This is a genomic window from Halomonas sp. I5-271120, from assembly GCF_030553075.1.
Classification (GTDB): Bacteria; Pseudomonadota; Gammaproteobacteria; order Pseudomonadales; family Halomonadaceae; genus Onishia; species Onishia taeanensis_A.
This window is the reverse complement of record NZ_CP130701.1, coordinates 310,877-335,434: the sequence shown is the minus strand read 5'-3', so window position 1 is coordinate 335,434 and position 24,558 is coordinate 310,877. Positions and strand designations below refer to the sequence as shown.

Here is a 24,558-nt window from a genome sequence, read left to right as displayed (position 1 = left end):
TTATTAGCGTCTAGCTGTCGGGTCCCGTGTGATTAACCACCCGCTTGGTAAATAACTCAGGGTGCTTGATCTGCCATACCTTCATCACCTCAATCGGCGATTGATGATGCAGTGCCTTCTGCGGAATGTGGTGATTGTACAGCCACATATAGCGTTTCAGCGTCTGCTCAAGGTCTTCGCCTGAGGTGTAGCGCCGAGTCGCCAACACGTCGCTGATGCGACCATTGAAGCGCTCCACCATGCCGTTCGTCTGCGGCCTGCCCGGCTTGATCAGACGATGCTCGATGTTATGGGCTTGGCACTCCTGGTCGAATGCATGGTTGCCGCTGGGCTTACGCTCACCGGCCCGAGTAAAGCGATCAGTAAAGGATTTTCCGTTGTCTGTAAGTACCGTCTGGATCTTGAAGGGGGCCTTCTCCTTCAACTGCTTCATGAACGCACGCGCGTCCTTCGCTGACTGACTGCGCTTGATCTCCAAATAGACCCAGCGCGTGGCACGGTCGATGGCGACGTACAAGTAGCGTTTCTGCTGCTCGTCAGGCATCTGAGGCAGGTGTTTAATGTCGATGTGCACGAAACCCGGCTCATAGTCCTTGAAGGGCTTGTGCCGGGGCTTCTCATCACCGCCGGCGTCCTGCCGAGCCAGTTTCGCCAATGTCGGCACCTCGCGCCGCTTGAGCATGCGATGCAGCCCGGAGCGGGACAAGCGAGGATTCAGGAATTCACGTGCCACGACCAGGAGATCATCCAGACCGAGGCGAAGGAATTCGCGAGCGGCGATCAGCACCTCCTCTTGCTCGGGCGTGAGCGTGGCCAGCAGGTTGTGCCGCGTGTGAGATCGATCGTGGACATCGTCACGGTTCCGCCAGCGCCGGATGGTCGCGGTGGCGACGCCATATTGGCGGGCCAACTCGCTATCCGTGATGCTGGTGGGGGCTGCCTGGATCTCGGCACGGATCTTCGGTGTCGTGGTCGCTTGTTTATGCAGCTTGATGTCCATGAACCTGCTCCCGAATGAATTGCTGAAGAAGCTCTCTGGCGGCTAGCAGAGGATAACTTCTATAGGCGATTCGATCATCGGGGACCCGACATCTAGCATTTATGAATACCCCATGACAATGCGTGACCGGGCGACATTGCCGACATGACGTCAGTGGCCTGCGAAGGTGGCAGGAACCCGGCTGGTGAAGCGTGGCCCAGGAAACGTCAGGGCAGGCGCGAACTGCCCGTGGTCGTTTCATGACTGGATGAATGTAGTGATGCGCGCGGCTTGCGTCTTGCGAATTTCCCGGCTTGATTTGTCAAAAAGCGGGAAAGGTTGCGAGAGTAAGTCGATATTTAGACTTTTTGGTTACGTCTTAAGGAGCGTTATTAAGAATGGTTGGCTGTGTAGGCCGACGCAAGGCGCTGGGAGGGTGACCGAAGCTGCGGCGGAAGGCATGTGACAGCGAGCTTTGCGAAGAAAAGCCAGTCTGATCAGCAATTTCCGACAAGGGGAGGCGCGTTGAAAGGAGTAGATGCTGGGCCGTACGCAGGCGCTTGGTCAGCAGATATTGATAAGGCGTTACGCCCGCCTGTTGGCGGAAGCAGTCAGTGAAATGGGCCTCGCTCAGACAGGCATGACGTGCCAGATCAGCGACGCTGAGTCGTTTTGAAAGGTGTTGCTGAATATAGCGATCCAACGAGGCCAAGTTGATGCGCTGTTGCCCGTTGGACAGTTCTTGAGCGGGCTGCAGGCGCACGTTAAGGCAGGACAGAAAGGTGGTCGCCATCAGTTCGTGATGCACCAGCTGCTGTGGCGCTCCGTCCATCATGTGGCTGAGTTCTTGTACCAGGAAGTCGAGATAGCGGGTGAGCGATGCATCTAACGAGAAGAACAGTGGCGCGTCGAACAGCCGCGCGAACTCATGGTGCTGGCCTGCCAGGGGGAAAGCGTCGGATGGCAGGTTCATGATGAGATGGCGATTGATCCCCACCCCTTCGTAGTAATGCACGTGATTGGCCGGAACGATGCATCCCGAGAGAGGGGCAATCGAACCGCCCAGACCTTCGATCTCGAACTCGGCATTACCATCCACCCCGATCACGATCTGATGATAGTCATGATCATGGTGCTTGGTAATGGTATCGAGCGGGAAAAGATGAAGGGCGCTGGGCATCGGTTTGGCACTCCCGGCACATTAAACCAGATAGGCGGCCATTGTACGCCGATGCAAATCGAAAGACAGCGGCCTTAGTCTGACTGTGGTCGCTCTCGTGCCTCTCGTAGCGCCGTTCTGGAAGCGAGGTGGTCACGCAGCGCCTGAAGATCGTCACGCCCGCTGCGGGAGAACAGCGACCCACCCTGAGCGGCCTGCCAGGGGCGGCCGTGCTCATCCATCAGGTGCTGCGCGCGGCGGCGAACGCCCTCGAGGAATTCATCATGACGCACTGGGTAGCCAATGACGGTATGCCATTCTGTCTCGCTGAGGCTGCCGGTGAGCGCTTTGTCGAATAGCGTCAGCAGATCATGAGCCTCTGTACGGTAGCGCGGCGTGCGCGACAGCATCATGACACCGACCATACTGCCGATGACCAGGAAGCAAACAGCAAAGATCAGCAGAAAGGTAGCCATGTGATCGGCTCACAGGTAGAAGGAAAAGACATTCAGGAACTGAGCGACTGTGTAGCGGGTATAGAGCACTCAGCGACCCCTGTTGGTGGGCTATCTCTGTCTGTCACTTGCTGCTCTATTCAGTCATATAGGCAGGACTTTGCCGCCAGCGCCCAAGTCTGCCCGCACTTTACCATGGCCGGGCGGCACTATAGTAGAGAAGCAGAAGCAGGAGCAGGAGCAGGAGCAGCAGAGGGCGCAGGTTACCCCCGCATGGCTGGCGCTACCTGATGACGAATCTACTCTCGATCTTTGGTGCTACCCGCTAGAGGTGGGCGTTGGATAGCGCCATCCTTGCCCGGTAGCCGATGTGGGCAGATCAGAAGGAGCCGTAGCCGTGACCTTTTTTGTGCAGCATGCCGCCAATACGCAAGGCCGCGACTTCCTGGTCGGCGACATTCATGGCCAGTACGACCTGCTGATGAAAGCCATGGCCAGCGTCGATTTCGATAGGGCTCGGGATCGCCTTTTCAGCGTGGGCGACCTGATCGATCGCGGCGCACAATCGTTCGACTGCCTGTCTTTGCCGTTCAAGCCCTGGTTCTTCGGAGTGCGAGGCAATCACGAGATGCTGGCCTACAAAGCTTTGTTCAACACCGTCGGCGATGAATGGCACAAGCATGAATTGTGGATGGCCAATGGCGGCACCTGGGTGCAGAGAGGGAGCGTCAAGGAAGTGAAGATGGTGCTCAGCGATGCCATGCGCCATCTACCCTACGCAAGAGAGCTAAGCGTTGCCGGCAAGCGTATAGGCATCGTGCATGCTGAACCGCCCGCTGACAGGTCCCGGCTTGAACTCGAAGACAATGATTCCGGCCGCGAGCGCCTTATTTGGGGTCGCTCGCGCATCAAGGAAGGTGACAGGACAACCGTCGATGGCATCGATGCTGTAGTAGTGGGGCACTCCATCGTCGGCACCCCAACCAGCCTTGGCAATGTCCACTATATCGACACCGGTGCCTTCTTGACCGGCCGCCTGACATTGATTGAGGCGGGGGAGGTGATCTCGTGAATGGGCGTCGGCCAAAACGACGGGCTTGAGTGGTATGTAAGCCGCAGGTTGCCACCGGGAATCGCGTCAGGCATTTTGCGGAAGGTGAGCGTGATCAATGATGCCGCCAAGTCTGTTTGGTCACGACATGCTGCGTTCAATGTGTGCTCCCCTGCCGTCGTTGGATGGATTTCAAATTGCAACGTGCGGTTCTCGTAGCAGCTTGACTGGCATTATCTTGTTGTTGATGTCGGTAATGGCGCTGCCAAGTGCCAGCTGGATACGGACAGGCATCTGCTGAATGGATGGGGTTTCCTCCCCAGCCTCCAGCAATTGCTGACTGATTGTGTCGAGATCATGTGGTTCGAGGTCTGGCACGATCAGAGCCAGCTCATCTGGGGTGATGCGGTAGGCTTGGTGGTTACCACTAATCGCCCGACTAAGCTTTTGGCTCATCTCGAAGAGAAGCTCATCGGCAGCTTCTAAGCCCAAGGCTTCGATGACGTCTGACATGTCAGTGATCTTTACCTTGACCACACCAGTCATTTGGGCTGTGAGTGTCGCTTGTGAAGACCCTCATTGAGTGCGACCTGGTTAGCGAGGCCAGATTGGTCATCGCTGTGGGCCACGTAGCGATGGGCGACGAGCGCTTGACGACGGGAATGAGACAGCCAATCGGCAACGCCACCCAGCAGCATATACAGCGCCATACGGAGCAAATAGTTGGCGCTTTCCTGATCGATGCCACGGTTGGCGTCTTGAGGCATAAAAGCCATCAATATGCTGGCGACAAGTGCTGTGATAAGGCTACCAGGCAGGGCATATCATGAGGCGGCAACCAATATGGGGATCAGCAATAATAAAGATAGGCGTAAGCCGTCCCACCAGTGGCATATACGATTCCTGCGCCAAGGCACAATAGCAGCATGATGATGGCGCACTGGATGCTGTGGTTATTTGCCAACGATTTCGCCATGCGTTTTGGATACGTCAGCGACTGCCACAGGCTGTGTAACTCCACGTGTGTGGTCCTCGTAGAAAACTAATGCTTAAGCAGCATATGCCACTCTTTCCTACCCATCATCCGTAATGCGATCATCTGACGTGAGAAATGGAATCGCTGCGCGATGCTTCTAAGTCTTTCAATGCATGTATTTCTTACCTTGTCAGCCAACTCGCCTATTGATTGTTGAGTGTGTAGGAAAAAATTGTGTGTACAGTGTAGTGAAAATATGTAGCTGCTCTTGTTTTTTAAGCATCTGAGTTATAAGGAAAAAGTATTAACTTCCTCCTGATGGTACTTCAGTAAGGGATGACCTCTGATGGATTCTGCACACAAGCATCAACACTTGGCTGGGGATGCCGGGCTGGTGGTGTTGATTGCCGGCACCACCGCGATGGGCGTATTTGGTGCACTCTTCGCTCAACTGGGGCTGGACCTTCATCTGCCGTCTGGCCTGCGGGTCACGCCGGGCAGTGCTGTCTCAGGGCTGCTGGCCGGGCTTGGCCTCCTGGCGTTGATCCAGCATCACCGGAGGTGGCGCTTAAGCCTGTCAGCTCTGCTAGCTTTCTATGCCGTGTATCTGCTGGCCGAGGCCATGGGGATCTCCCCTCAGGGAGTGAGCTTCGATAGCGGAGCGGGAAAGGGGAGCTTACAGATCGCCTCCGCCATCTTTCCCTTGATGATCGCCTTCGGCCTATGGCTTGGCGTGCGGGGGCAGGCCAGGCGCTGGTGCTTCAAGTTAGTAGGTAACGGACTCTTCCTAGTAGGCTTGGCCAGCCTCCTGGTGGTCCTGGTACCCACACGCCATGACGCCTTGCAGGAGCTGCAGCGGATGAGCAGCCCTCTGTGCAGTGGTTTCTACTTATGCTTCGGCTTGGCCATGCGCTATGCGGCAGAACACTGGCAGCGTTTTCCACTCAGGCTTGGTCGGGGGCTCTGTACCGCAGCGGTGATCGGGGTCACCCTGAGCACGCTCGGCTGGCTGCTTGTCGGCTGGCAGCAACACCGGGTCGAAGCGGAGCAGGCGTCGCATGTAGCGGATGTGGCCGAACTGACCAGCGAAGCGATCATCAAGCGCCATGAGCAGGCGTTAAAGCGCATGGGTGAACGTTGGAGCGTATTGGAAGGCCTGTCCACAGCGTCGTTGCAGGTACAGGATGCAGATAGCTATCTACGTGATCTCTCCGCCCTGGAAGGCATCGCCTTCGTTGATGGGGCAGGGGATGTGGGCTGGCGCAAGGCGCAGAACACCGAGTCGCTGTCCCGACTAGAGGCCTGCCTGGCGGATGATGAGGTCAGACAGCAGTTGCTGTCTCAAGGCGATTCGCTCAAGTGGCTATTTCTCTCTCCCGATCAGCCATTGAAGGCCCTGGTCGCAGTCCCTCTTCCCAGTCCGGCGGCAGGTCGTCTGGTCGCTCAAATAGATCTGAACATGCTGCTTCTCCGGGAGATGCGTCCCGAATTGGGCGACTATGTGCTGCATGTCGAGCAGGATGATCGACTACTGGGAGAACCGGTGGCGCTAGACCATGCACACGATGATAGCGAACAGGCCCTGCAGCCGCTCGCCGAGCGTTTCATCGATTTTCCCGGTGCGTCCCCCCTGCGCCTGGCGATCTTCGGTGGTCCCCCCGGCCCCTGGTCGGCCTCGTCGCTGCTTTCCACCGGCGTGGGTGCCGGCAGCCTGATCCTGAGTTATCTGCTGGCTTTCAGTATCGGAGTCATGAGGCTGAGTCAGGGGCGTGCGCGGCAATTGGATCATGCCAATCGGCAGCTCCAGTATCAGTATCGGGCTCAGGCCCTGATTGCCGGGGAGACCTCTCAGGACAAGTCCTTGGAAGCCGTCTGTCGAATGCTGGAGCGCCAGGTACCGGGGGCCTTCTGCACGATCATGCTGTGTGATGATACACAGACCTATTTCCATGACGGTATTGGCCCTAGCTTGCCTAGCAAGTATCTCCAGGCACTCACCGGGGTCAAAATCGGTCCAGAGGTCGGTGCCTGTGGCAGTGCCGCTTACTCGCGCAAGCTGGTTATTTGCGAGGATCTGGCGACAGATCCGCGCTGGGAAGGCTATCAAGACCTGGTAAAGCACTACGAGCTTGCCGCCTGCTGGTCATTTCCGGTGATCTCATCACGTGGGCAAGTCTTGGCGACAGTAGCGCTATATCACTCGGAGCCCGGTGCGCCAGATAACGAGGAACGTCAACTGGCCAGCAAAGCCGTCGACCTTGTCGCCCTGGCCATCGAGCGTCACCGTGACCGTCAGGCCCTGGTCGAAAGCGAGCAGCGCTATCGCTCCCTGTTTACGCATCACCCTGATGCGGTCTTCTCTTTGGATATGGAGGGGCTCTTCCTGAGCCTGAACCCGCAAGTAGCGGAGATAACGGGGCTGCCGGCCAGCGAGATGTTGGGCAAGCATTTCTCACAGTTCGTCGAGACTGGCGACATTCCCCAAGGGCAAGCACTACTCGAGATTGCCCGGACTGGTCGTGCCCTCCGGTATGAGCTACAGAACCGTGACGTACGCGGCACTCTCCATGAGCTTGATGTCACGACCATTCCTATCATGATGGGTGATCGTGTGACCGGGGTCTTTGGTATCGCCAAGGACATCACTGCGCTCAAGAATGATGAAACCCGACTACGCATCCTGGAGCGCAGCGTTGAGGCCAGTGTTCATGGTGTATTGATCGTCGATGCCAACCAGACTGATATGCCGATCATATTCGCCAACCATGCTTTTAGCCGCATCTCTGGCTATAGCAACGCAGAGATCAAGGGGCGGAACTGCCGGTTCCTTCAAGGGCACGAGACCGACCCCCAGACGGTTCAGGAAATCCGGCAAGGACTGGATGACCAGCGTGATGTTCAGGTGACGCTGTGCAACTATCGCAAGAATGGCGAGCGATTCTGGAATGATCTGCACATTTCACCAGTGCGTGACGAACACGGGGCAGTGAGCCATTTCATCGGCGTCGTAAACGATGTCACCCAACGCATTGCCGATCAGGCGGCGCTGACTCACCAGGCAAGTCATGATGTTCTGACCGATGCCTATAACCGTGCAAAGTTTGAAGAGCGCCTGAAGCACCATGCTGAAATCGCCCAGCGCAGAAATGAGTTGCTGGTGGTGTTCTTCATTGATCTCGATGACTTCAAGCCGATCAACGACACCCACGGGCACGCTATGGGAGACCGTCTGCTGGTGGCCGTTGCCGAGCGCCTTGCCACAGAGCTTCGTGCCGGTGACACCCTGGGACGCTTCGGCGGCGATGAGTTTCTGGTGCTTTTGCCTAACCTTGAGCAGGAACATCAGGCGCAAAAGGTCGTCGACCGTTTGCTGGCAGCACTCACGCGCCCGTATAAGGTCGACGATCACGTCTTCCGACTCTCCGCCAGCATTGGCATGGCCTCGAGTCGAGAGATGTCATTACAGCACCCCGAGCAGCTGATCATGTGGGCTGATAGCGCCATGTATGCAGCCAAGAAACAGGGCGGCAACACAGCGCTCTGGTACCGTCACCACTTCAACATGGGGTTGTCAAAGCGCGTCGAGTTACGGAAGGACATTCAGGAGGCTATCGAGAAGGACGAATTTTCCCTGCATTATCAGCCGCTGATGAGTTATGACGGTGATGTGTTGGGCTTTGAGGCTCTCATCCGCTGGCAGCACCCGACCAAGGGGCAGATCTCTCCGGGCAACTTCATCCCGGTCGCGGAAATTACCGGTCAGATCATTCCTATCAGTGAGTGGGTGTTGGCGCAGGTCTGTCAGGACCTGCCGCAGCTGCAGGAACTCGGAGCCAGAGGCTGCCGCGTGGCCGTTAACCTGTCGCCGATGCAGTTCCAGCGACCTACCTTCCTCAGCCAGCTCGAGCAACGCTTAGAGGAAAGCCATATTCCGCCACACTGGCTTGAGCTGGAGGTCACCGAGGGGGTATTGATGGAGGATAAGGAAGTCACCATTTCGATTCTGCATGCCCTACGTGAATTGGGAGTTGGTGTAGCCATCGATGATTTCGGTACTGGCTTCTCAAGCCTTAGCTACCTGAAACAGCTGCCGGTTAGCAAGGTCAAGATCGATCGCAGCTTCATCCGTGACCTGGCGGTGGATGGCAACGATAGGGCAATCGTTCAAAGCATTATTTCCATGGCGAAACACATGGAACTGCAGGTGGTAGCCGAGGGGGTGGAGACTGAGGACCAGCTGCAGTGCCTCGCTGATGATGGCTGCGAGATCTTTCAGGGGTTCTTGCTTGCCAAGCCAATGCCGCTTGAACAACTGGAGCAATTTCTTGCTCGAACTCCTGAGTTCTGATGCTTACGAGGAGGGAAGGGCAGTCTGAGCAATATGATGCGGGCTTTTGGAGCGGGTGAAGGGAATCGAACCCTCGTCTTAAGCTTGGGAAGCTTCTGCTCTACCATTGAGCTACACCCGCGAACCGATTGGCACTGTAACCAATGTGTTAGACAGCGTCTAGCCTCGGACCGAGAAATGGTGGTGTAAGAATTTTTTCGAGCGGGATGGATAGTTTTCGGTAGGGCGCGGTCACAGAAGGTGAGTACAAATTCCTTGGCGATAGCAGTCGCAGTTAGGAGTGAATACTCAGGTTCCGATCCTTACCGCCATGTGCTCTCACATGGCGTTTTTTTTGCCTGTATGGCGAGAGGTGGCTCGGCCATGAAGAGGCGAGCGCAACGAGCGCTGCCCGGCCTTTTTTGAAGGCCGGGCAGCGCTCGTCTGGGTATGACGTTGGAGCGTGAGCTTGGAGGCGGTATCGGCTGGCGCCTAGTGGTGCCCGCCGCGCATTTGCAGAATGGCGCTGAGGATGTCGCGACGCGTCACGATACCCACCAGACGCTCCTGTTCCACGACCGGGTAAACCTTTGGCTTGGTGCCGAGCATTTCCTGGGCAAGGTCGGTGATGCTCTTGGCAGGCGCCACCGACAGTACTTCGTGGCGCATCAGTTCCCTGACCAGTGGCGCCTCGTCGTTGAGGTAGGCGCTCTGAAGCAACTTGCCAAGCACGTCCTGCTCGGAGATGAAGCCGATCAGATGATCTCGGTCATCGACAACCGGCACGCCTGGCAGCCGGTGCAGCCCAAGGCCCTTGACCAGTTGGGTGATCGAGGTATTACTGGTCACCCTATAGCAATCGCGGGACATGATATCGCGTACGATACTGGGAGCGGTCTGTGGCATCGTCAGTCTCCTTGCTTCAACGGTAGTGACCCGTTGCGTCGCTTGGCCCCGGGTTGGGTCAGTCGCCCGGTCCGCATTCCATGCAGCGCTCAACGATCCGAGAACCGAGCTGCAGATTGGCGTTCAGGTCGCGAAGGGCGGTACGTAGACCTTCTTCGATGACCGGGTGATAGAACGGCATCTCCAGCATCTGGGCGACCGTCATGCGCTGTTGCTGTGCCCAGGCCAGCAAGTGCGCCAGGTGCTCGGCGCGCGGGCCAAATATCTCAGCGCCAAGGAAGAGCCCGCTGCCCTGCTCGGCATAGACCCGCATCAGCCCCTTGTTGACTCGCATCACTCGTGAGCGGCCTTGGCCTTCGAAAGACACCTCGCCGCTGGCCAGGCAGTCACATCCGCCGTAGCGCCTTTCGAGTTCAGCATAGCTGAGCCCCACCGTTGCCATCTGTGGATCGCTAAACACTACCGCCAACGGTGTGCGGCGCTGGCCGGCGCGCATTTCGGGGTAGCGCCCGGCGTTGTCGCCGGCGATGCGCCCTTCGTCGCTGGCTTCATGCAGCAGAGGCAGGTCCTGGTCGGCGTCTCCAGCGATGAAAATATGACTGGGGCCGCCTTCGGCATTGCGACACTGCAGGGTAAAGGTGTTGTAGGTCGGCACGCCCTTGTCGTTAAGCGTCAGATTGGCGTTCTCGATCGAGAGCCGGTCGACGTTAGGGCGACGCCCGGTGGCGGCGAGCAGGTAGTCGAAGCGCTCGGTCAGGCGCTGGCCACTGTCGCGCTCGAGGAAGGTCACCACCACGCTGTCGCCGTCTCGCTCGATGGCCTCTACTTGGGCATCGGGGTCGACGTAGAACTCCTGGTTGAAGGTGCGATCCGCGACGTCACGCACGGCGTCATCCTGAAGAGGGCCTAGGGCGCCGCCGACGCCAAACACTCTCAGCCGCACGCCGAGGCGGTGCAATGCCTGGCCAAGCTCGAGGCCGATAACGCCGGGGCCGAATACAGCAACCGACTCCGGCAGGTTGTCCCATTCGAAAACGTCGTCGTTGATGATCAGTCTGTCGCCGGCAGCCTCGAAGAAACCGGGGTAGCTGGGCCGTGAACCGCTGGCGATCACTACCCGCTTGGCGTGTACGCGGGTGTGATCATCAACGAGCAGGGTGTTGGGGCCTTCAAAGCGGGCATAGCCGTGTAGCTTGTCGTCGGCGGGAATGCGCTCGACCGATTCGAGCACGAAACCGACGAAACGGTCACGTTCACGTTTCACGCGCGCCATCACCGCTGCACCATTGACTTCGATCTCGCCATTGAGGCGGATGCCGAAGGCCTCGGTATCAGCGGCTTGGTGGGCGGCCTCGGCAGCGGCGATCAAGAGCTTCGAGGGCATGCAGCCCACCCGGGCGCAGGTGGTACCGTAAGGGCCACCCTCGATCATGACCACGGAATCGGTGTGCTGTTTAGCGGCGCGGTAGGCGCCGAGACCGGCGGTACCGGCACCGATGATGGCGACATCAACCTGACGTTCTTGCATATCCAGTTCCATATCCGAATGAGTGAGCGGGCAGCGGCGTGTATGAGACGCGGTCCTGACCGCATTTGCCCAGAGGTATGTCGACAACATCGATGCTATCTCAGACCTAAGGCGACGCTGCCTAGCGTAAAACGCCTACGAGTATCCCGGTACGTCAGTGAGAGAGGAATTTGATTGATTTGAACTCAGCGATAGCTTTCGCTGATGAAACACCCATCACCGACCTGAGTCATGAAGAGTAGAATGGTGATGGAACAGCCGGTTTCGGAGCAGGTTTGGCTAGTTTGCCGGCGCTGGCCCCGAAAGTCGCAACACCGACAAGAGCCTAGAGGAGAGTCCTTATGGATGCTCGCCAATATCTCGCCAAGAAAGGCATCGACCTGGACAAGGAAGAGGAAAAACCGCATACCCTTGAGGAGCTGGCCTGGTCCAGAGCCATCGAGGCAGGACAGCATCGCCCCCGCAGTGGCACGCCCCACGACTGGGAAGACTGGTCTCGCTATCACGAATCCTTGGCCGACGGCGCCGAGCGACTCGAACAGAAAATAGATCCTAAGGCACATGGCGGTAGGGTATCGGCGTGCGACAACCAGTCGAAACCGTCAGGCGACCATGGTGATGAGAAAGCCGGGAGCGGACGTCAGGCCGGTGAAGGTAAGGGTGACGAGCCAAGATCCGGTGAGAAAGGCAATTCCTGAGGCGACGCAATCCAGCGCAATCCACTCGCCTCAATTCAACCCGGTTCAATCCAGCTCGACTAAATCCAACCCCAGCCGCATCCCGCCTTCTTTCCCTGATGTTATGTTCCCCATCAACCCTTCGGCGGCGCTGTGATGTGCCGTCGAATGTTCGGTTGGGCTTTCTTTCCATGATCGAAAGCGAAAATGTCGTGCCGCCTTCCTGTTATTTTCGCATTTTTCGATCATTTTACTGATTTTTAGGGCCTTGTAGACCAAGGTATAAGCTAGAAACGCCCAGTTTGCGTTGCCGCCATACCCCCTCTCGACTAGTCTGAGCACTGAAACGAACATCTGTGAGTGTTCGTATGTTTGCAAGCGAACATCAAGATGCGCTGATGTGCACTTGTCCTCCTGAATCGCTTCTTACAACAACAAACAGGAGCTCGCCTAGTGTTACTGATCTCTCCGCTGCCATGTCGCGCGACGTCTGCTTGCAGGTTGTCTCGCGCTGATTCACCCATGCTGCCCATGAGAACGACATGTCCCTGATCCTTGAGAACATCGACCACGTGGTCAACGGCGCCACCCATATCGAAGGCGTGAATATGGAATTAGCCCCGGGGTCGTTCAACGTGCTGCTGGGGCGCACCCTGGCAGGCAAGACAACGCTGATGCGCCTGATGGCGGGGCTCGAAGTTCCGACCCGTGGGCGCATCATGATGGACGGTCGCGACGTGACCGGCGTTTCGGTGCGTCGTCGCAATGTCTCGATGGTGTACCAGCAGTTCATCAACTATCCGGCGCTGAGCGTCTTTGAGAACATCGCCTCGCCGCTCAGGCTGGCCAAGGTCGCCAGCGCCGATATCGATCGTCGCGTGCGCGAGACCGCCGAGATGCTGCGCATCGACCATCTGCTGGACCGCTTTCCTCTGGAACTGTCCGGTGGCCAGCAGCAGCGAACCGCCATGGGGCGAGCGCTGGTCAAGGAAGCCGACGTCATTCTCTTCGACGAACCGCTGGTCAACCTGGATTACAAGCTGCGTGAAGAGCTGCGCGACGAACTGCGCACCCTGTTCAGCGAGCGCCATTGCATCGCGGTCTATGCCACCACCGAGCCCGGCGAGGCGCTGGCGCTGGGCGGCAATACCGCCGTGCTGCATGAGGGAAGACTGCTGCAGTACGGGCCCACCGAAGAGGTGTATCACCGTCCCCAGGACATCCTTGCCGCCGAGATGTTCTCGGAGCCGCCGATCAATATCGTCGATGGCCGCATCACCGGGCGCGAGGTGCATCTCGATGGTGGCATCCAGTTCCCCCTCAATGATGACCTGCGTCCGCTGGGCGAGGGGGACTTCCGTTTCGGCATCCGCGCCTCGCATATCGCGCTGCACCCTCAGGCGGCGGACGATCTATCGCTCGAGATGCGCGTCGACCTGGCCGAGCTAAGTGGCTCGGAAACCTTCCTTCACGTACATAACGAGCGCTTCGAGATGACGGTGCTGCTGGAAGGCGTTCACGAGTTCGATCCTGACGACCCCGTCACTCTCTACGTGCCGACGCACAAGGTCTATGCCTTCGATCGGCAGGGCGGCGTGGTTCATATTCCGGCGCATTTGGGAGGCCTCTAAGATGGCGGAAATTACCCTGCGGCAACTCGCCCATTCCTATCTGCCGTCGCCGTCCGGGCCAGAAGATTATGCGATTCGCGAGATGGATCATGTCTGGCACCAGGGCGGCGCCTATGCCTTGCTGGGGCCGTCCGGCTGTGGCAAGTCGACCTTGCTCAACATCATCTCCGGGCTGCTGGAGCCCTCAAGCGGGGAAGTGCTGTTCGATGGCGAGCGCGTCAACTCGCTACCTCCCGAGCAGCGCAACATCGCCCAGGTTTTCCAGTTCCCGGTGGTGTACGACACCATGACGGTATTCGACAACCTGGCTTTTCCGCTGCGTAACGCCGGTATGGGCGAGACGCAGATCCGCGAGAAGGTGCTCGAAGTGGCCGACGTGCTGGAGCTGACCCCCCAGCTCAAGCGCAAGGCCAAGAACCTGACCGCCGACGAAAAGCAGAAGGTCTCCATGGGCCGCGGCCTGGTCCGCGAAGACGTCTCGGCGATTCTCTTCGACGAGCCGCTGACCGTGATCGACCCGCAGCTCAAGTGGAAGCTGCGCCGTAAGCTCAAGGAGATCCACCGGCGCTTCAACATCACCATGGTCTATGTGACCCACGATCAGCTGGAAGCCTCGACGTTCGCTGACAAGATCGCGGTCATGTACCAGGGCCAGGTAGTGCAGTTCGGCACCCCTCGTGAGCTTTATGAGCGCCCGGCTCATACCTTCGTAGGCTATTTCATCGGCAGCCCCGGCATGAACCTGCTCGATATCTCGGTGAAAGATGACCAGGTTCGCTGCGGTGAGGTGGTGATTCCGGTCGCGCCCAAGATGCGGGACATGATCGCCCGCAGTTCCTCGGACAACATTCGCCTCGGTATCCGTCCCGACTTCGTGGAGGTCTTCGAGACCGCCGAGGAAGACTCGCTGGCAGTCGATGTGGTGAACGCTCAGGACTTGGGGACCTATTCGATCCTGACGCTGGCGCTTGGCGACGTGACCCTCAAGGCGCGTATCGATGAGGACCAGGTCACGCCCAAGGGCAAGGCCTACATCCGCTTCCCCCAGGGGCGCCTGGGCGTCTATATCGACGAATACCGTGTGGAGACCGACCATGAATAAGGTCTACGACAACAAGGCCTGGCTGCTGATCCTGCCGATGCTGGCGCTGGTGGCCTTCTCGGCGATCATTCCGTTGATGACCGTCGTCAACTATTCGGTGCAGGACGTGTTCGATGCCAACACCCGCTTTTTCACCGGCACCGAATGGTTCGTGCAAATGCTCAACGATCCGACCCTGCAGTCGGCGTTGCTGCGCCAGTTCGCCTTTTCGCTGACGGTGCTCTGCATTCAGGTGCCGCTGGGTATCGGCATTGCCCTGCTGATGCCCAAGAAGGGCTGGCAGGCTTCGGCGGTACTGATCCTGGTGACGCTGCCGCTGCTGATTCCCTGGAACGTGGTGGGCAGCATCTGGCAGATCTTTACCCGTGGCGACATCGGCCTGATGGGCTGGGGGCTTCGCGAGCTGGGCTACGAGTACAACATCACCCGCAGCGCGGTGGATGCGTGGGGCACCATCATCATCATGGACGTCTGGCACTGGACGCCGCTGATCGCGCTTTTGTGCTATAGCGGTCTGCGCTCGATTCCCGAAGCCTACTACCAGGCGGCACGTATCGATCGCGCCTCGCGCTGGGCGGTGTTCCGCTTCATTCAACTGCCCAAGCTGACCAACGTGCTGGTGATCGGGGTGCTGCTGCGCTTCATGCACTCTTTCATGATCTACGCCGAGCCCTTCGTGCTGACCGGTGGCGGGCCAGGCAGTTCGACCACCTTCCTGAGTCAGTCACTGACCACCATGGCAATCGGCCAGCAGGATCTCGGTCCTTCTGCCGCCTTCTCGCTGATCTACTTCCTGATCATCCTGCTGGTCAGTTGGGTGTTCTACACCGCGATCATGAATATGCAGAAAGACAAAGAGGGGGGCGCCTGAGATGAGCCAGTCCAAGCCTACGACTCCCGCAGAAGTGCGCCAGCGGGCAGCCGTCGAAGACAAGCGGCGCCGCCGCAAGGCACGGGCCGTGCCGGGCCGCCTGCGGCCCAAGCTCCTGCTGGGACTCTATTTGCTGTTCGTCCTGCTGCCGATCTACTGGCTGATGAACATGTCGTTCCAGTCCAACACCGAGATTCTCGGTGGCTTAACCCTGTGGCCGGACAACTTCACCCTTGAGCACTACACCAAGATCTTTACCACTGAGACTTGGTATATGGGCTATGTGAACTCGATCACCTATGTGGTGATGAACATGGTGATCAGTATTCTGGTTGCCTTGCCTGCGGCCTATGCGTTCAGTCGCTATCATTTCATTGGCGATAAGCACCTGTTCTTCTGGCTGCTGACCAACCTGATGGCGCCGCCCGCCGTCTTCCTGCTGCCGTACTTCCAGCTCTATTACACCGTGGGGCTGTTCGATACCCATATCGCGGTGGCGCTGGCGCACTGCCTGTTCAATATCCCTCTGGCGATCTGGATTCTCGAGGGCTTCATGAGCAGCGTGCCCAAGGAAATCGACGAGACCGCCTTCATCGATGGCTATAGTTTCCCGCGCTTCTTCGTGCGGATCTTCATCCCGATGATTCGCTCGGGGATCGGCGTGACGCTGTTCTTCCTGTTCATGTTCTCGTGGGTCGAGCTGCTGCTGGCCAGCACCCTGACCTCGACCAATGCGCAGCCGATTGCCTCGGTGATGACCAGTACCTCCACGGCCTCAGGCATCGACTGGGGGACGCTGGCCGCCGCCGGTGTGCTGACCATCGTGCCCGGCATCCTGGTGGTCTACTTCGTTCGCAATCACATCGCCAAGGGCTTCGCCCTGGGCCGCACCTGAGGAGGGCGCGTCATGGAATGGATGGTATGGACGCTGCCGACCACTGTCTTCTTTTCCGTTATTGCGGCGATGCTCGCCGGCATGACGGTCTGGGAGGTCGTGCAGCCAACGGTCGAGCGTAAGGGCTTTCTGCCGATCTCGACCACGCGCGGTGATCGTCTCTTTATCGGGCTGTTGTCCGCCGCCTATCTGCATCTGATGGTGGTGGGCTTCACGCCCCTGAGTATCTGGTGGGCCCTTGCGGGTTCGGTACTGTGGTTGCTGGTACTGATCCGTTGGGGGTGATCTGGGTGGAAGGAGTCACTCCTTCAAGTAAGCACTTCAATAAGAAGAGGTCATTATGATACCGACAAGAATGCGACTCTCTGTGCTGGCGGCTGGCGTGATGCTGGCCAGCGGCTCAGTGCACGCCGACAATCATGACACTCAGGCCGTTATCGACCGGCTGATCGACGAGAACTTCCAGCACTCGACGCTGAGCCGCGAGCAGCAGGCTGCCGAGCTCGAGTGGTTCGCCAAGGCCGCCGAACCCTTCCGTGGCATGGAGATCAACGTGGTCTCCGAAGGCTTGACCACCCACGTCTATGAGCGCGACGTGCTGTCCAAGGCCTTCACAGAGCTGACCGGCATCGAGCTCACCCACAACATCATTGGCGAGGGTGACGTCGTCAACAACATGCAGACCCAGATGCAGTCGGGTCGCAACATCTACGATGGCTACGTCAACGATTCGGACTCCATCGGCACCCATATTCGCTATGGCACCACCATCAACCTGTCCAAAGCGATGAAAAATGAGTGGGCCGACTACACTCTGCCGACTCTGGACCTGGAAGACTTCATCGGCATCCAGTACACCACTGGGCCGGATGGGGATATCTATCAGCTGCCCGACCAGCAGTTCGCCAACCTCTACTGGTTCCGCTATGACTGGTTCCAGCGCGAAGACCTGCAGAAACAGTTCCGCGAGCGCTACGGCTATGATCTGGGCGTGCCGACCAACTGGACTGCCTATCAGGACATCGCTGAGTTCTTCACCAATGATGTAGGTGAACTCGACGGCCAGAAGGTCTACGGCCACATGGACTACGGGCGTCGCGATCCGTCACTTGGCTGGCGTTTCCATGACTCCTGGCTGTCGATGGCCGGTATGGGTAGCCCCGGCGTGCCCTTCGGTAATCCGGTAGATGACTGGGGTATCCGCGTCGACGAAGACAGCCGTCCGGTAGGCGCCAGCGTCAGCCGCGGCGGTGCCACCAATTCGCCGGCCTCGGTGTTCGCCGTCACCAAGATGGTCGACTGGCTGCGTGACTATGCGCCGCCTGAAGCCCAGGGCATGACCTTCGGTGAGGCCGGCCCGGTGCCTGCCCAGGGCCAGATCGCCCAGCAGATGTTCTGGTACACCGCCTTCACCGCCGACATGACCAGCCCCGATGTGCCGGTCACCGATGCCGAGGGCAACCCCAAGTGGCGCATGGCCCCTTCGCCGACCGGTCCTTACTGGGAAGAAGGCATGAAGGTTGGCTATCAGGACGTGGGCTCCTGGACCTTCTTCGATTCCACACCCGAGGATCGTCGCACTGCAGCCTGGCTGTACGCGCAGTTCACCACCTCCAAGACGGTGTCACTTGAGAAGCTGATGGCCGGTCTGACACCAATTCGCCGCTCAGACATCTTCTCCGACGAGATGACCGAGATGGCGCCCAAGCTGGGTGGCCTGGTGGAGTTCTATCGCAGCCCGGATCAGTCCAAGTGGACCCCGTCGAGCACCAACGTGCCTGACTATCCGCGCATGGCTCCGCTGTGGTGGCAGAACCTGGCCCCTGCGGTCAGCGGCGATGTCACCCCCAAGGAAGCCCTGGACAACCTGGCCGGAGATCTCGACAACATCATGTCGCGACTGGCTCGTGCGAAGGTGTTCGCTACCTTCGAACCCAAGCTCAACGAAGAGCGTGACCCGGAGTACTGGCTGAACCAGCCCGGTGCGCCCAAGGCCAAGCTCGACAACGAGATGCCTCAGGGCACCACCGTCCCCTACGACGAACTGATCCAGTCCTGGCAGCAGTAAGGCTTGATCGCCGGAGGGCGGCCGGCAAAACGGCCGCCCAAGGGACTATCGTCAACCGGCATGACGCTTCCTCGTCCCGTTCGCGGGGCGAGGTGGTGCCGAGGTGATTGCATGAACAAGGGTTATATCCTGGCCATCGACCAGGGCACCACGGGCTCGACGGTGCTGGTCTTCGACCATGACGGCATCGCCCGGGGCAGGGCCTACCGGGAGTTTCGTCAGTACTATCCCAAGCCTGGCTGGGTCGAGCACGATGCACAGATGATCTGGAGCGTGACGCATCAGGTCGTCCAGGAGGCGCTCAATCGCGCCGATATTCTTCCCGATCAAATCGTCGGCATCGGCATCGCCAACCAACGCGAGACCACGCTGCTGTGGGACCGCGAGACCGGCGAGCCGGTTCACCGCGCCATTGTCTGGCAGGACCGCCGTGCGGCAGGTATCTGCGAGACGCTACGCGAGGAGGGGCTCGAAGCCACCTTCCGCGCCAAAACCGGGTTGGTCTGCGACCCCTACTTTTCCGGTACCAAGGTGCGCTGGCTGCTCGACAACGTCAGCGGCCTGCGTGAGCGCGCCGAGCGCGGCGAGCTCGCCTTTGGCACCATCGACAGCTGGCTGGTCCACAAGCTGACCGGCGGGCGAGTGCATGCAACCGATGTGTCCAACGCATCGCGCACCCTGATGTACAACATCCATAGCCTCGAATGGGACGAGGAGCTGCTGGACCTGCTCAAGGTGCCGGCGGCCATCCTGCCCGAGGTCAAATCATCGTCTTCGCTCTTCGGTGAGACCGACCCGGAGGCATTTTTCGGTGCTCGCGTGCCGGTGGCCGGTATCGCCGGGGATCAGCAGGCCGCGCTGTTCGGTGAGGCCTGCCACGGCGAGGGCATGGCCAAGAACACCTATGGCACCGGCAGCTTCCTGCTGATGAACACAGGCACCCAGCCGGTGGCAAGCCAGCACGGGTTGCTCTCGACCATCGCCTGGGGCATCGGCGATGAACCGGTGGAATACGCGCTGGAAGGGGCGATCTTCGTCACCGGCGCGGCGGTGCAGTGGCTGCGTGATGAACTCAATATCATCGATGATGCCGCAGACACCGAGCGCATGGCGCTGTCACTGTCAGGCAATGACAACGTCTATTTCGTGCCGGCTCTGACCGGGCTTGGCGCGCCGCATTGGGACCCTTATGCGCGCGGCACGCTGCTTGGCGTGACGCGGGGCACCACCAAGGCGCATATCGCCCGGGCGGTGCTCGAGAGCATTGCCTACCAGACGCGCGACATCGTCGAGATCATGGTTGATGAGTCCGGCATTCCGCTCAAAGAGCTGCGCGCCGATGGCGGCGGGGCGGTGAACACCTTCCTGATGCAGTTCCAGGCCGACACCTTGGGTGTGCCGGTCAAGGTGCCGCGGATCACCGAGACCACGGCGCTTGGCGCCGCCTATCTCGCGGGTCTGGCGACCGGCTTCTGGAAGGATCGCGCCGAGATCGACGCCAAGTGGCAGCTTGCCCAGTGCTATCAGCCGGGCATGCCTGAGGCGGAGCGCGCCGCCCTTTATCGGCGCTGGCATCGGGCGGTGGCGCTCTCCAAGGCTTGGGACACGCCGCTGGAGTAGGCCTGCGTTGCTCGCTATGACGCGTTATTAAAAAAGGGAGGGTTGTTACGAGGGGAGGGCTCTTGCGTCTGCATCGCGTCCTATTGGCCGAGTCATTTCATAAAGTCCATTTCACAAAGGCCACTCCTCAAAGATTACTCGACAAAGACAAAGGCCACTTCACAAAGGCACGGCATCATGCAATTGCGCAAACACAATCTCGACCGCCAGCAGCAAGAGGATTTCGATGTCCTGGTCATCGGGGGCGGCATCAATGGCGCGGCCTCGGCGGCGGCGTTGGCGGGCAAGGGCGTCAAGGTGGCGCTGATTGATCGCGGCGACTTTGCCAGCAGCACCAGCATGCATTCCTCGAATCTGGTGTGGGGCGGCATCAAGTACATGGAGAGCCATGACTTTCCGCTGGTCCGCAAGCTGTGCAAGAGTCGCAACCACCTGATCAAGCACTTTCCGTCGACGGTGAAGGAGATTCGATTCCTGACTACCATCGCCAGCGGTTTCCGCTACCACCCGCGCTATCTGTGGGCGGGTAGCTGGCTCTACTGGTTCATCGGTAATGGCTTCACCAAGATCCCGCACTACCTGTCGCCTGAGGGCATCAAGGCCCGTGAGCCGATCGTCGATATCGCTGGCAGCGTGGGCGGCTTCGAATACTCCGATGCCTACCTGCACGACAATGATGCGCGCTTTGTCTTCAACTTCGTGCGCAGTGCCATGGACCGGGGCTGTGCGGCCACTAACTATGTCGAGTCGCTGGGCGCCAAGCGGGAAGGGCAGCGCTGGATCACCCAGGCCCGCAATGTGATGACCGGCGATACCTTCGAGATTCGCGCCAAGGTGGTGGTCAATGCCGCCGGGCCCTATGTGGATCAGCACAACTCCCTGAGCGGCGAGCGCACCGAGCACCAGCACGTCTATTCCAAGGGCATTCACCTGATCGTGCCGCAGCTCAGCGAGCATCAGCGGGTGCTGGCCTTCTTCGCCGATGACGGCCGGCTATTCTTCGTCATTCCCATGGGGCGGCGCACCTGTATCGGCACCACCGACACCCGGGTAGAGAGCCCCGAGGTGAAGGTCACCGACGATGACATCCGCTTCGTGCTGGACAACATCAACAAGCGACTGACGCTGAATGCGCCGCTGACCCAGGACGACATCATTTCGACCCGCTGCGGCGTGCGTCCGTTGGCGGTCAAGGCGAGCTCGGGGGGCGATCGGGACTTCCTGCAGCTCTCTCGCAAGCACGTCATCGATACCGACGCCGCTACCCATCACCTGAGCATCTTTGGCGGCAAGCTGACCGACTGCCTTAACGTCGGCGACGAGATCGTTGCGGCGGTCAAGGAGCTGGGCGTCGAGGTGCCCTATGCAGACTACGTCTGGTATGGGGAGCCGGGACGAGCGGTGCGCAAGGAATTCTTCCATCAGGCGCGCCTGATGGGGCTGGACGCCATGGCGCCTCATCACCATGAGGCCCTGAGCACACGGCTTTGGCGGCGCTACGGCGCTCAGGCATTGGACATGCTCGAGGAAATCCGCGAAGACCCGCGTCAGGCCGAGGTGTTGATCGAAGGCACCGAGTACCTGCGCTGCGAGATTCGACAGGCACAGCGCCGCGAGATGATTACCCGTCTCGAGGATTTCCTGCGCCGGCGCTCGAAGATCTCGCTGGTGGTCAGTGCCGAAGACATCCGCAAGGCCCCCGGGCTCAGAGAGGCCTGCGAGATCCTGTTTGGCGACGAGGCCGAGGCCAAGCTCGAGGAGTACTTGGCGAGCCCTCAGGCCCAGAGCGTCGGTGAGGTGCTGAGCGCCGACTCCCACGCCGATAACCCGGCGCATTCGGAGTCGCTCAAGTGGCGCTAAGACCATCATAAGAAAACCGGCCAAGAGCGTCGGCCAAGAGAACCGGTCAGGCGGTGAGGGCAGGGCGCAGGAGAGATCCCACCGCCGCCTGATCAATGCCGAGGACGTTGGCAGAAGGGCTCAGCGAATGAAATAGCGGTAGGCGATCGATTCGTCCTTGCGCGGGCCTTGGATGCGCCAGTCGAGCGCGAAGCCATCGCTATTGACCGCTAGTCTTGCCGTGTAGCGATCCTCGCCGCACAGGTGAGGGGCGGCGGCCACCAGCCCGCTGCCATCCTCGGCCTCGATCAGGTCGAACAGCCAGACGGCCGCTTCTCGACCGCGCCGCTCATGGAAGAGGCGCAAGCGGTCCTCTTCCAGCTCCCAACGATAGACGTTGCGAAACGCGACTTCCCGAGATTGTCCTGCGAGCGCGAAGTGGCCCTCCTCATGGAAGCGTACATGGAAGCATCGTACCTGGTCGTCTTCGCTCACCGTGACGCTGCCATATCCTTCGCCGGACCACTCGCACTGCGAGGCAGTGCCGGAACGCGAGGAAAATTTCAGGCGACTGATGGTTGGTAGCAGGGCGCGCACGCGTATAATGCTTGTCAACTTTATTTCCTTGTGGAGTTAACCAATGAGCTATCTTGTGGGCGTCACAGCCTTATGGGCGTTTTCGTTCTCGCTGATCGGCGCCTACCTGTCCGGTCAGGTCGACAGCTACTTCGCGGTGCTGGTGCGCATCGTGTTGGCCACGCTGGTGTTCTTGCCGTTTCTCAAGCCGCGGCTGCTGGCCAATCGTCACAAGCTGGCGCTGATGGCGATCGGCGCCGTGCAGTTGGGGCTGATGTACATCTTCTTCTATCAGTCGTTTCTGCTGCTGTCGGTGCCGGAGGTGCTGCTGTTCACCATCTTCACGCCGCTCTACGTAACGCTGATCGACGACGCCCTGGCCGGGCGGTTCACGCCATTCTACCTGCTCAGTGCATTGCTTGCCGTGATCGGCGCGGCGGTGATTCGCTACCAGGGCGTGGATAGCGGTTTCTGGCTGGGTTTCCTAGTGGTGCAGGGCGCCAACCTGTGCTTTGCGCTGGGTCAGGTGGCCTACCGTCATCTGGCCGTGCGCCTGGAAGATGATGTGCCCCAATACAGCATCTTCGGCTGGTTCTACCTGGGCGCACTGGCGCTGGTGGTCGTGGCCTTCGCGCTGTTCGGCAACCCCGCTAAGCTGCCTTCCTCTGGGCTTCAGTGGGGCGTGCTGGCGTGGCTTGGCCTGGTGGCCTCTGGGCTCGGCTACTTCCTGTGGAACAAGGGAGCGACCCGGGTCGATGCGGGAGCGCTTGCCATCATGAACAATGCGCTGGTGCCGGCGGGGCTTCTGGTCAACCTGGCGCTCTGGAACCGGGATGCCGATCTATCCCGACTGGCGCTGGGCGGTGCCATCCTCGTGGCGTCGCTCGCTATCAACGAGTGGTGGGTGCGCCGTCGCCGCCTGCCGGTCTCGCCGCTGGCTTGAGGGGGCTGCCTGGCGGTTTGCCGCTCCCGGCGGGAGTCCGCATAATGACGGCTCGATGAGGCGGGAGCGCGCATGACAACCTTCAAGAACATTGGCCTGATCGGCCGCATGGGCAGTGCCAAGGTAGTGGATACGCTCAGGCGACTGATCCGCTTCCTCGATGAAGGCGGCTATCACGTCATTCTCGAGGATCGCACTGCAACCGTGATGTTGGATCACGGCCAGCAGGAAGCCAGCCGGCGGATGCTGGGCGAAATCTGTGATCTGGTGATCGTGATCGGAGGTGATGGCAGCCTGCTGGGCGCGGCGCGAGCGCTGTGCAAGAGCGGCACGCCGGTGCTCGGGGTCAACCGTGGCCGGCTGGGCTTTCTGACCGACATCTCGCCGAGCGAGCTCGAGGACAAGGTCGGCGAGGTACTGGCCGGGCGCTTCATGATCGAAGAGCGCTTCCTGCTCGATGCCGAGGTCTATCGCAATGATGCGCTGGTCGGCAGCGCCGAAGCCCTCAACGACGTAGTTATGCATCCCGGTAAGGCGGTGCGCATGATCGAGTTCGAGCTCTTCATCGACGGCCAGTTCGTCTACAGCCAGCGCAGCGATGGACTGATCATTGCCACTCCTACCGGCTCCACCGCCTACGCGCTCTCCGGCGGTGGTCCTATCGTGCATCCCAGCATTGAAGCCATCACCCTGGTGCCGATGTTTCCCCATACCCTGTCGAGCCGTCCCATCGTTGTGGATGCCAGTTCTGAAATCCGCATTCATATCGGCGAGACCAACGAAGCCTATCCCCACGTCAGCTGCGATGGTCAGACTCGGGTCGTATCCAAACCCGACGACATTCTCTATGTACGCAGGAAGCCCGAGCGTTTGAAGCTGGTGCACCCCCTGGGCCACAACTTCTACGAGGTCTGTCGCAGCAAGCTCGGCTGGAGCAGCCGGCTGGGGGATTGAG

General features: G+C 59.6%; 22 protein-coding genes and 1 tRNA gene. 13 read left to right on the top strand and 10 right to left on the bottom strand.

The features are described from left to right. Nucleotides 1-10: 10 nt before the first annotated feature. The 3 genes from Q2K57_RS01510 to Q2K57_RS01500 all read right to left on the bottom strand — a co-directional run bounded on the left by Q2K57_RS01510 (nt 11) and on the right by Q2K57_RS01500 (nt 2,614). Entirely contained in the window at nt 11-1,000 is a 990-nt protein-coding gene (locus Q2K57_RS01510; RefSeq protein ID WP_304525965.1) for an IS481 family transposase, read from the bottom strand. 358 nt (nt 1,001-1,358) lie between these two features. Beyond that, nucleotides 1,359-2,159, bottom strand: a complete 801-nt coding sequence (locus Q2K57_RS01505) for a helix-turn-helix domain-containing protein (RefSeq protein WP_304525964.1) — start codon at nt 2,157-2,159, stop codon at nt 1,359-1,361. A 74-nt stretch (nt 2,160-2,233) separates the two neighbouring features. Further along, nucleotides 2,234-2,614, bottom strand: coding sequence for a hypothetical protein (locus tag Q2K57_RS01500; protein ID WP_112054576.1), 381 nt, complete (start codon nt 2,612-2,614; stop codon nt 2,234-2,236). A gap of 388 nt (nt 2,615-3,002) precedes the next feature. Here Q2K57_RS01500 and Q2K57_RS01495 point away from each other — a divergent pair, with 388 nt between their 5' ends. After that, complete coding sequence (locus tag Q2K57_RS01495) at nt 3,003-3,665, top strand: metallophosphoesterase (protein ID WP_258396064.1); 663 nt, start codon at nt 3,003-3,005, stop codon at nt 3,663-3,665. A gap of 171 nt (nt 3,666-3,836) precedes the next feature. Here Q2K57_RS01495 and Q2K57_RS01490 read toward each other — a convergent pair whose 3' ends face one another. Further along, nucleotides 3,837-4,157: a GGDEF domain-containing protein gene (locus Q2K57_RS01490; RefSeq protein ID WP_258396063.1), complete on the bottom strand. Its 321-nt coding sequence runs from the start codon at nt 4,155-4,157 to the stop codon at nt 3,837-3,839. Nucleotides 4,158-4,186: 29 nt separating this feature from the next. Further along, complete coding sequence (locus Q2K57_RS01485) at nt 4,187-4,411, bottom strand: hypothetical protein (RefSeq protein ID WP_112054573.1); 225 nt, start codon at nt 4,409-4,411, stop codon at nt 4,187-4,189. Nucleotides 4,412-5,221: 810 nt separating this feature from the next. Here Q2K57_RS01485 and Q2K57_RS01480 point away from each other — a divergent pair. After that, entirely contained in the window at nt 5,222-8,968 is a 3,747-nt protein-coding gene (locus Q2K57_RS01480) for an EAL domain-containing protein (RefSeq protein ID WP_304525963.1), read from the top strand. A gap of 47 nt (nt 8,969-9,015) precedes the next feature. Here Q2K57_RS01480 and Q2K57_RS01475 read toward each other — a convergent pair. The 3 genes from Q2K57_RS01475 to Q2K57_RS01465 form a co-directional block, all read right to left on the bottom strand. Continuing rightward, nucleotides 9,016-9,089: transfer RNA gene (locus Q2K57_RS01475), tRNA-Gly, on the bottom strand. Nucleotides 9,090-9,439: 350 nt separating this feature from the next. After that, nucleotides 9,440-9,853 carry a CBS domain-containing protein gene (locus Q2K57_RS01470; RefSeq protein ID WP_112054570.1) on the bottom strand — a complete coding sequence of 138 codons (414 nt, stop codon included), beginning with the start codon at nt 9,851-9,853 and terminating at the stop codon, nt 9,440-9,442. 58 nt (nt 9,854-9,911) lie between these two features. Then, a complete protein-coding gene (locus Q2K57_RS01465; RefSeq protein ID WP_112054569.1) occupies nt 9,912-11,381 on the bottom strand; it encodes a dihydrolipoyl dehydrogenase in 1,470 nt (489 codons plus the stop codon). Between the two features lie 341 nt (nt 11,382-11,722). Here Q2K57_RS01465 and Q2K57_RS18330 point away from each other — a divergent pair, with 341 nt between their 5' ends. Next, nucleotides 11,723-12,079, top strand: coding sequence for a hypothetical protein (locus tag Q2K57_RS18330; RefSeq protein ID WP_181463052.1), 357 nt, complete (start codon nt 11,723-11,725; stop codon nt 12,077-12,079). Between the two features lie 45 nt (nt 12,080-12,124). On the opposite strand, the gene Q2K57_RS01455 is transcribed toward Q2K57_RS18330, so the two are convergent. Beyond that, nucleotides 12,125-12,412, bottom strand: a complete 288-nt coding sequence (locus Q2K57_RS01455) for a hypothetical protein (protein WP_146742467.1) — start codon at nt 12,410-12,412, stop codon at nt 12,125-12,127. A gap of 188 nt (nt 12,413-12,600) precedes the next feature. Between Q2K57_RS01455 and Q2K57_RS01450 the strand changes: the two genes are divergently transcribed. The 8 genes from Q2K57_RS01450 (at nt 12,601) to Q2K57_RS01415 (ending at nt 22,105) form a co-directional block, all read left to right on the top strand. After that, nucleotides 12,601-13,689 carry an ABC transporter ATP-binding protein gene (locus tag Q2K57_RS01450; protein ID WP_112054567.1) on the top strand — a complete coding sequence of 363 codons (1,089 nt, stop codon included), beginning with the start codon at nt 12,601-12,603 and terminating at the stop codon, nt 13,687-13,689. A gap of 1 nt (nt 13,690) precedes the next feature. After that, entirely contained in the window at nt 13,691-14,791 is a 1,101-nt protein-coding gene (locus tag Q2K57_RS01445) for an ABC transporter ATP-binding protein (protein WP_112054565.1), read from the top strand. Next, nucleotides 14,784-15,662 carry a carbohydrate ABC transporter permease gene (locus Q2K57_RS01440; protein ID WP_112054563.1) on the top strand — a complete coding sequence of 293 codons (879 nt, stop codon included), beginning with the start codon at nt 14,784-14,786 and terminating at the stop codon, nt 15,660-15,662. The genes Q2K57_RS01445 and Q2K57_RS01440 overlap by 8 nt, the downstream gene beginning before the upstream one ends. Before the next feature lies 1 nt (nt 15,663). Further along, nucleotides 15,664-16,557, top strand: coding sequence for a carbohydrate ABC transporter permease (locus Q2K57_RS01435; RefSeq protein ID WP_112054561.1), 894 nt, complete (start codon nt 15,664-15,666; stop codon nt 16,555-16,557). Between the two features lie 12 nt (nt 16,558-16,569). Beyond that, a complete protein-coding gene (locus Q2K57_RS01430; protein WP_112054559.1) occupies nt 16,570-16,842 on the top strand; it encodes a DUF2160 domain-containing protein in 273 nt (90 codons plus the stop codon). Nucleotides 16,843-16,912: 70 nt separating this feature from the next. Then, the gene (locus Q2K57_RS01425) at nt 16,913-18,625 is read left to right on the top strand and encodes an ABC transporter substrate-binding protein (RefSeq protein ID WP_369700285.1); all 1,713 of its coding nucleotides are present in this window, start codon (nt 16,913-16,915) and stop codon (nt 18,623-18,625) included. Between the two features lie 111 nt (nt 18,626-18,736). Then, a complete protein-coding gene (glpK, locus tag Q2K57_RS01420; protein ID WP_112054556.1) occupies nt 18,737-20,245 on the top strand; it encodes a glycerol kinase GlpK in 1,509 nt (502 codons plus the stop codon). A 177-nt stretch (nt 20,246-20,422) separates the two neighbouring features. Then, a complete protein-coding gene (locus tag Q2K57_RS01415) occupies nt 20,423-22,105 on the top strand; it encodes a glycerol-3-phosphate dehydrogenase/oxidase (protein WP_112054554.1) in 1,683 nt (560 codons plus the stop codon). A gap of 120 nt (nt 22,106-22,225) precedes the next feature. Here the strand turns inward: Q2K57_RS01415 and Q2K57_RS01410 are convergent, their stop codons facing one another. After that, entirely contained in the window at nt 22,226-22,699 is a 474-nt protein-coding gene (locus Q2K57_RS01410) for a DUF6314 family protein (RefSeq protein ID WP_146742466.1), read from the bottom strand. Between the two features lie 25 nt (nt 22,700-22,724). Here Q2K57_RS01410 and Q2K57_RS01405 point away from each other — a divergent pair, with 25 nt between their 5' ends. Together Q2K57_RS01405 and Q2K57_RS01400 are read left to right on the top strand one after the other, a co-directional pair. Continuing rightward, nucleotides 22,725-23,603 (top strand): carboxylate/amino acid/amine transporter, encoded by an 879-nt coding sequence (locus Q2K57_RS01405; RefSeq protein WP_112054550.1) that lies wholly within the window; start codon nt 22,725-22,727, stop codon nt 23,601-23,603. Nucleotides 23,604-23,675: 72 nt separating this feature from the next. Further along, nucleotides 23,676-24,557 (top strand): NAD(+) kinase, encoded by an 882-nt coding sequence (locus Q2K57_RS01400; protein WP_112054548.1) that lies wholly within the window; start codon nt 23,676-23,678, stop codon nt 24,555-24,557. Nucleotide 24,558: the final 1 nt, after the last annotated feature.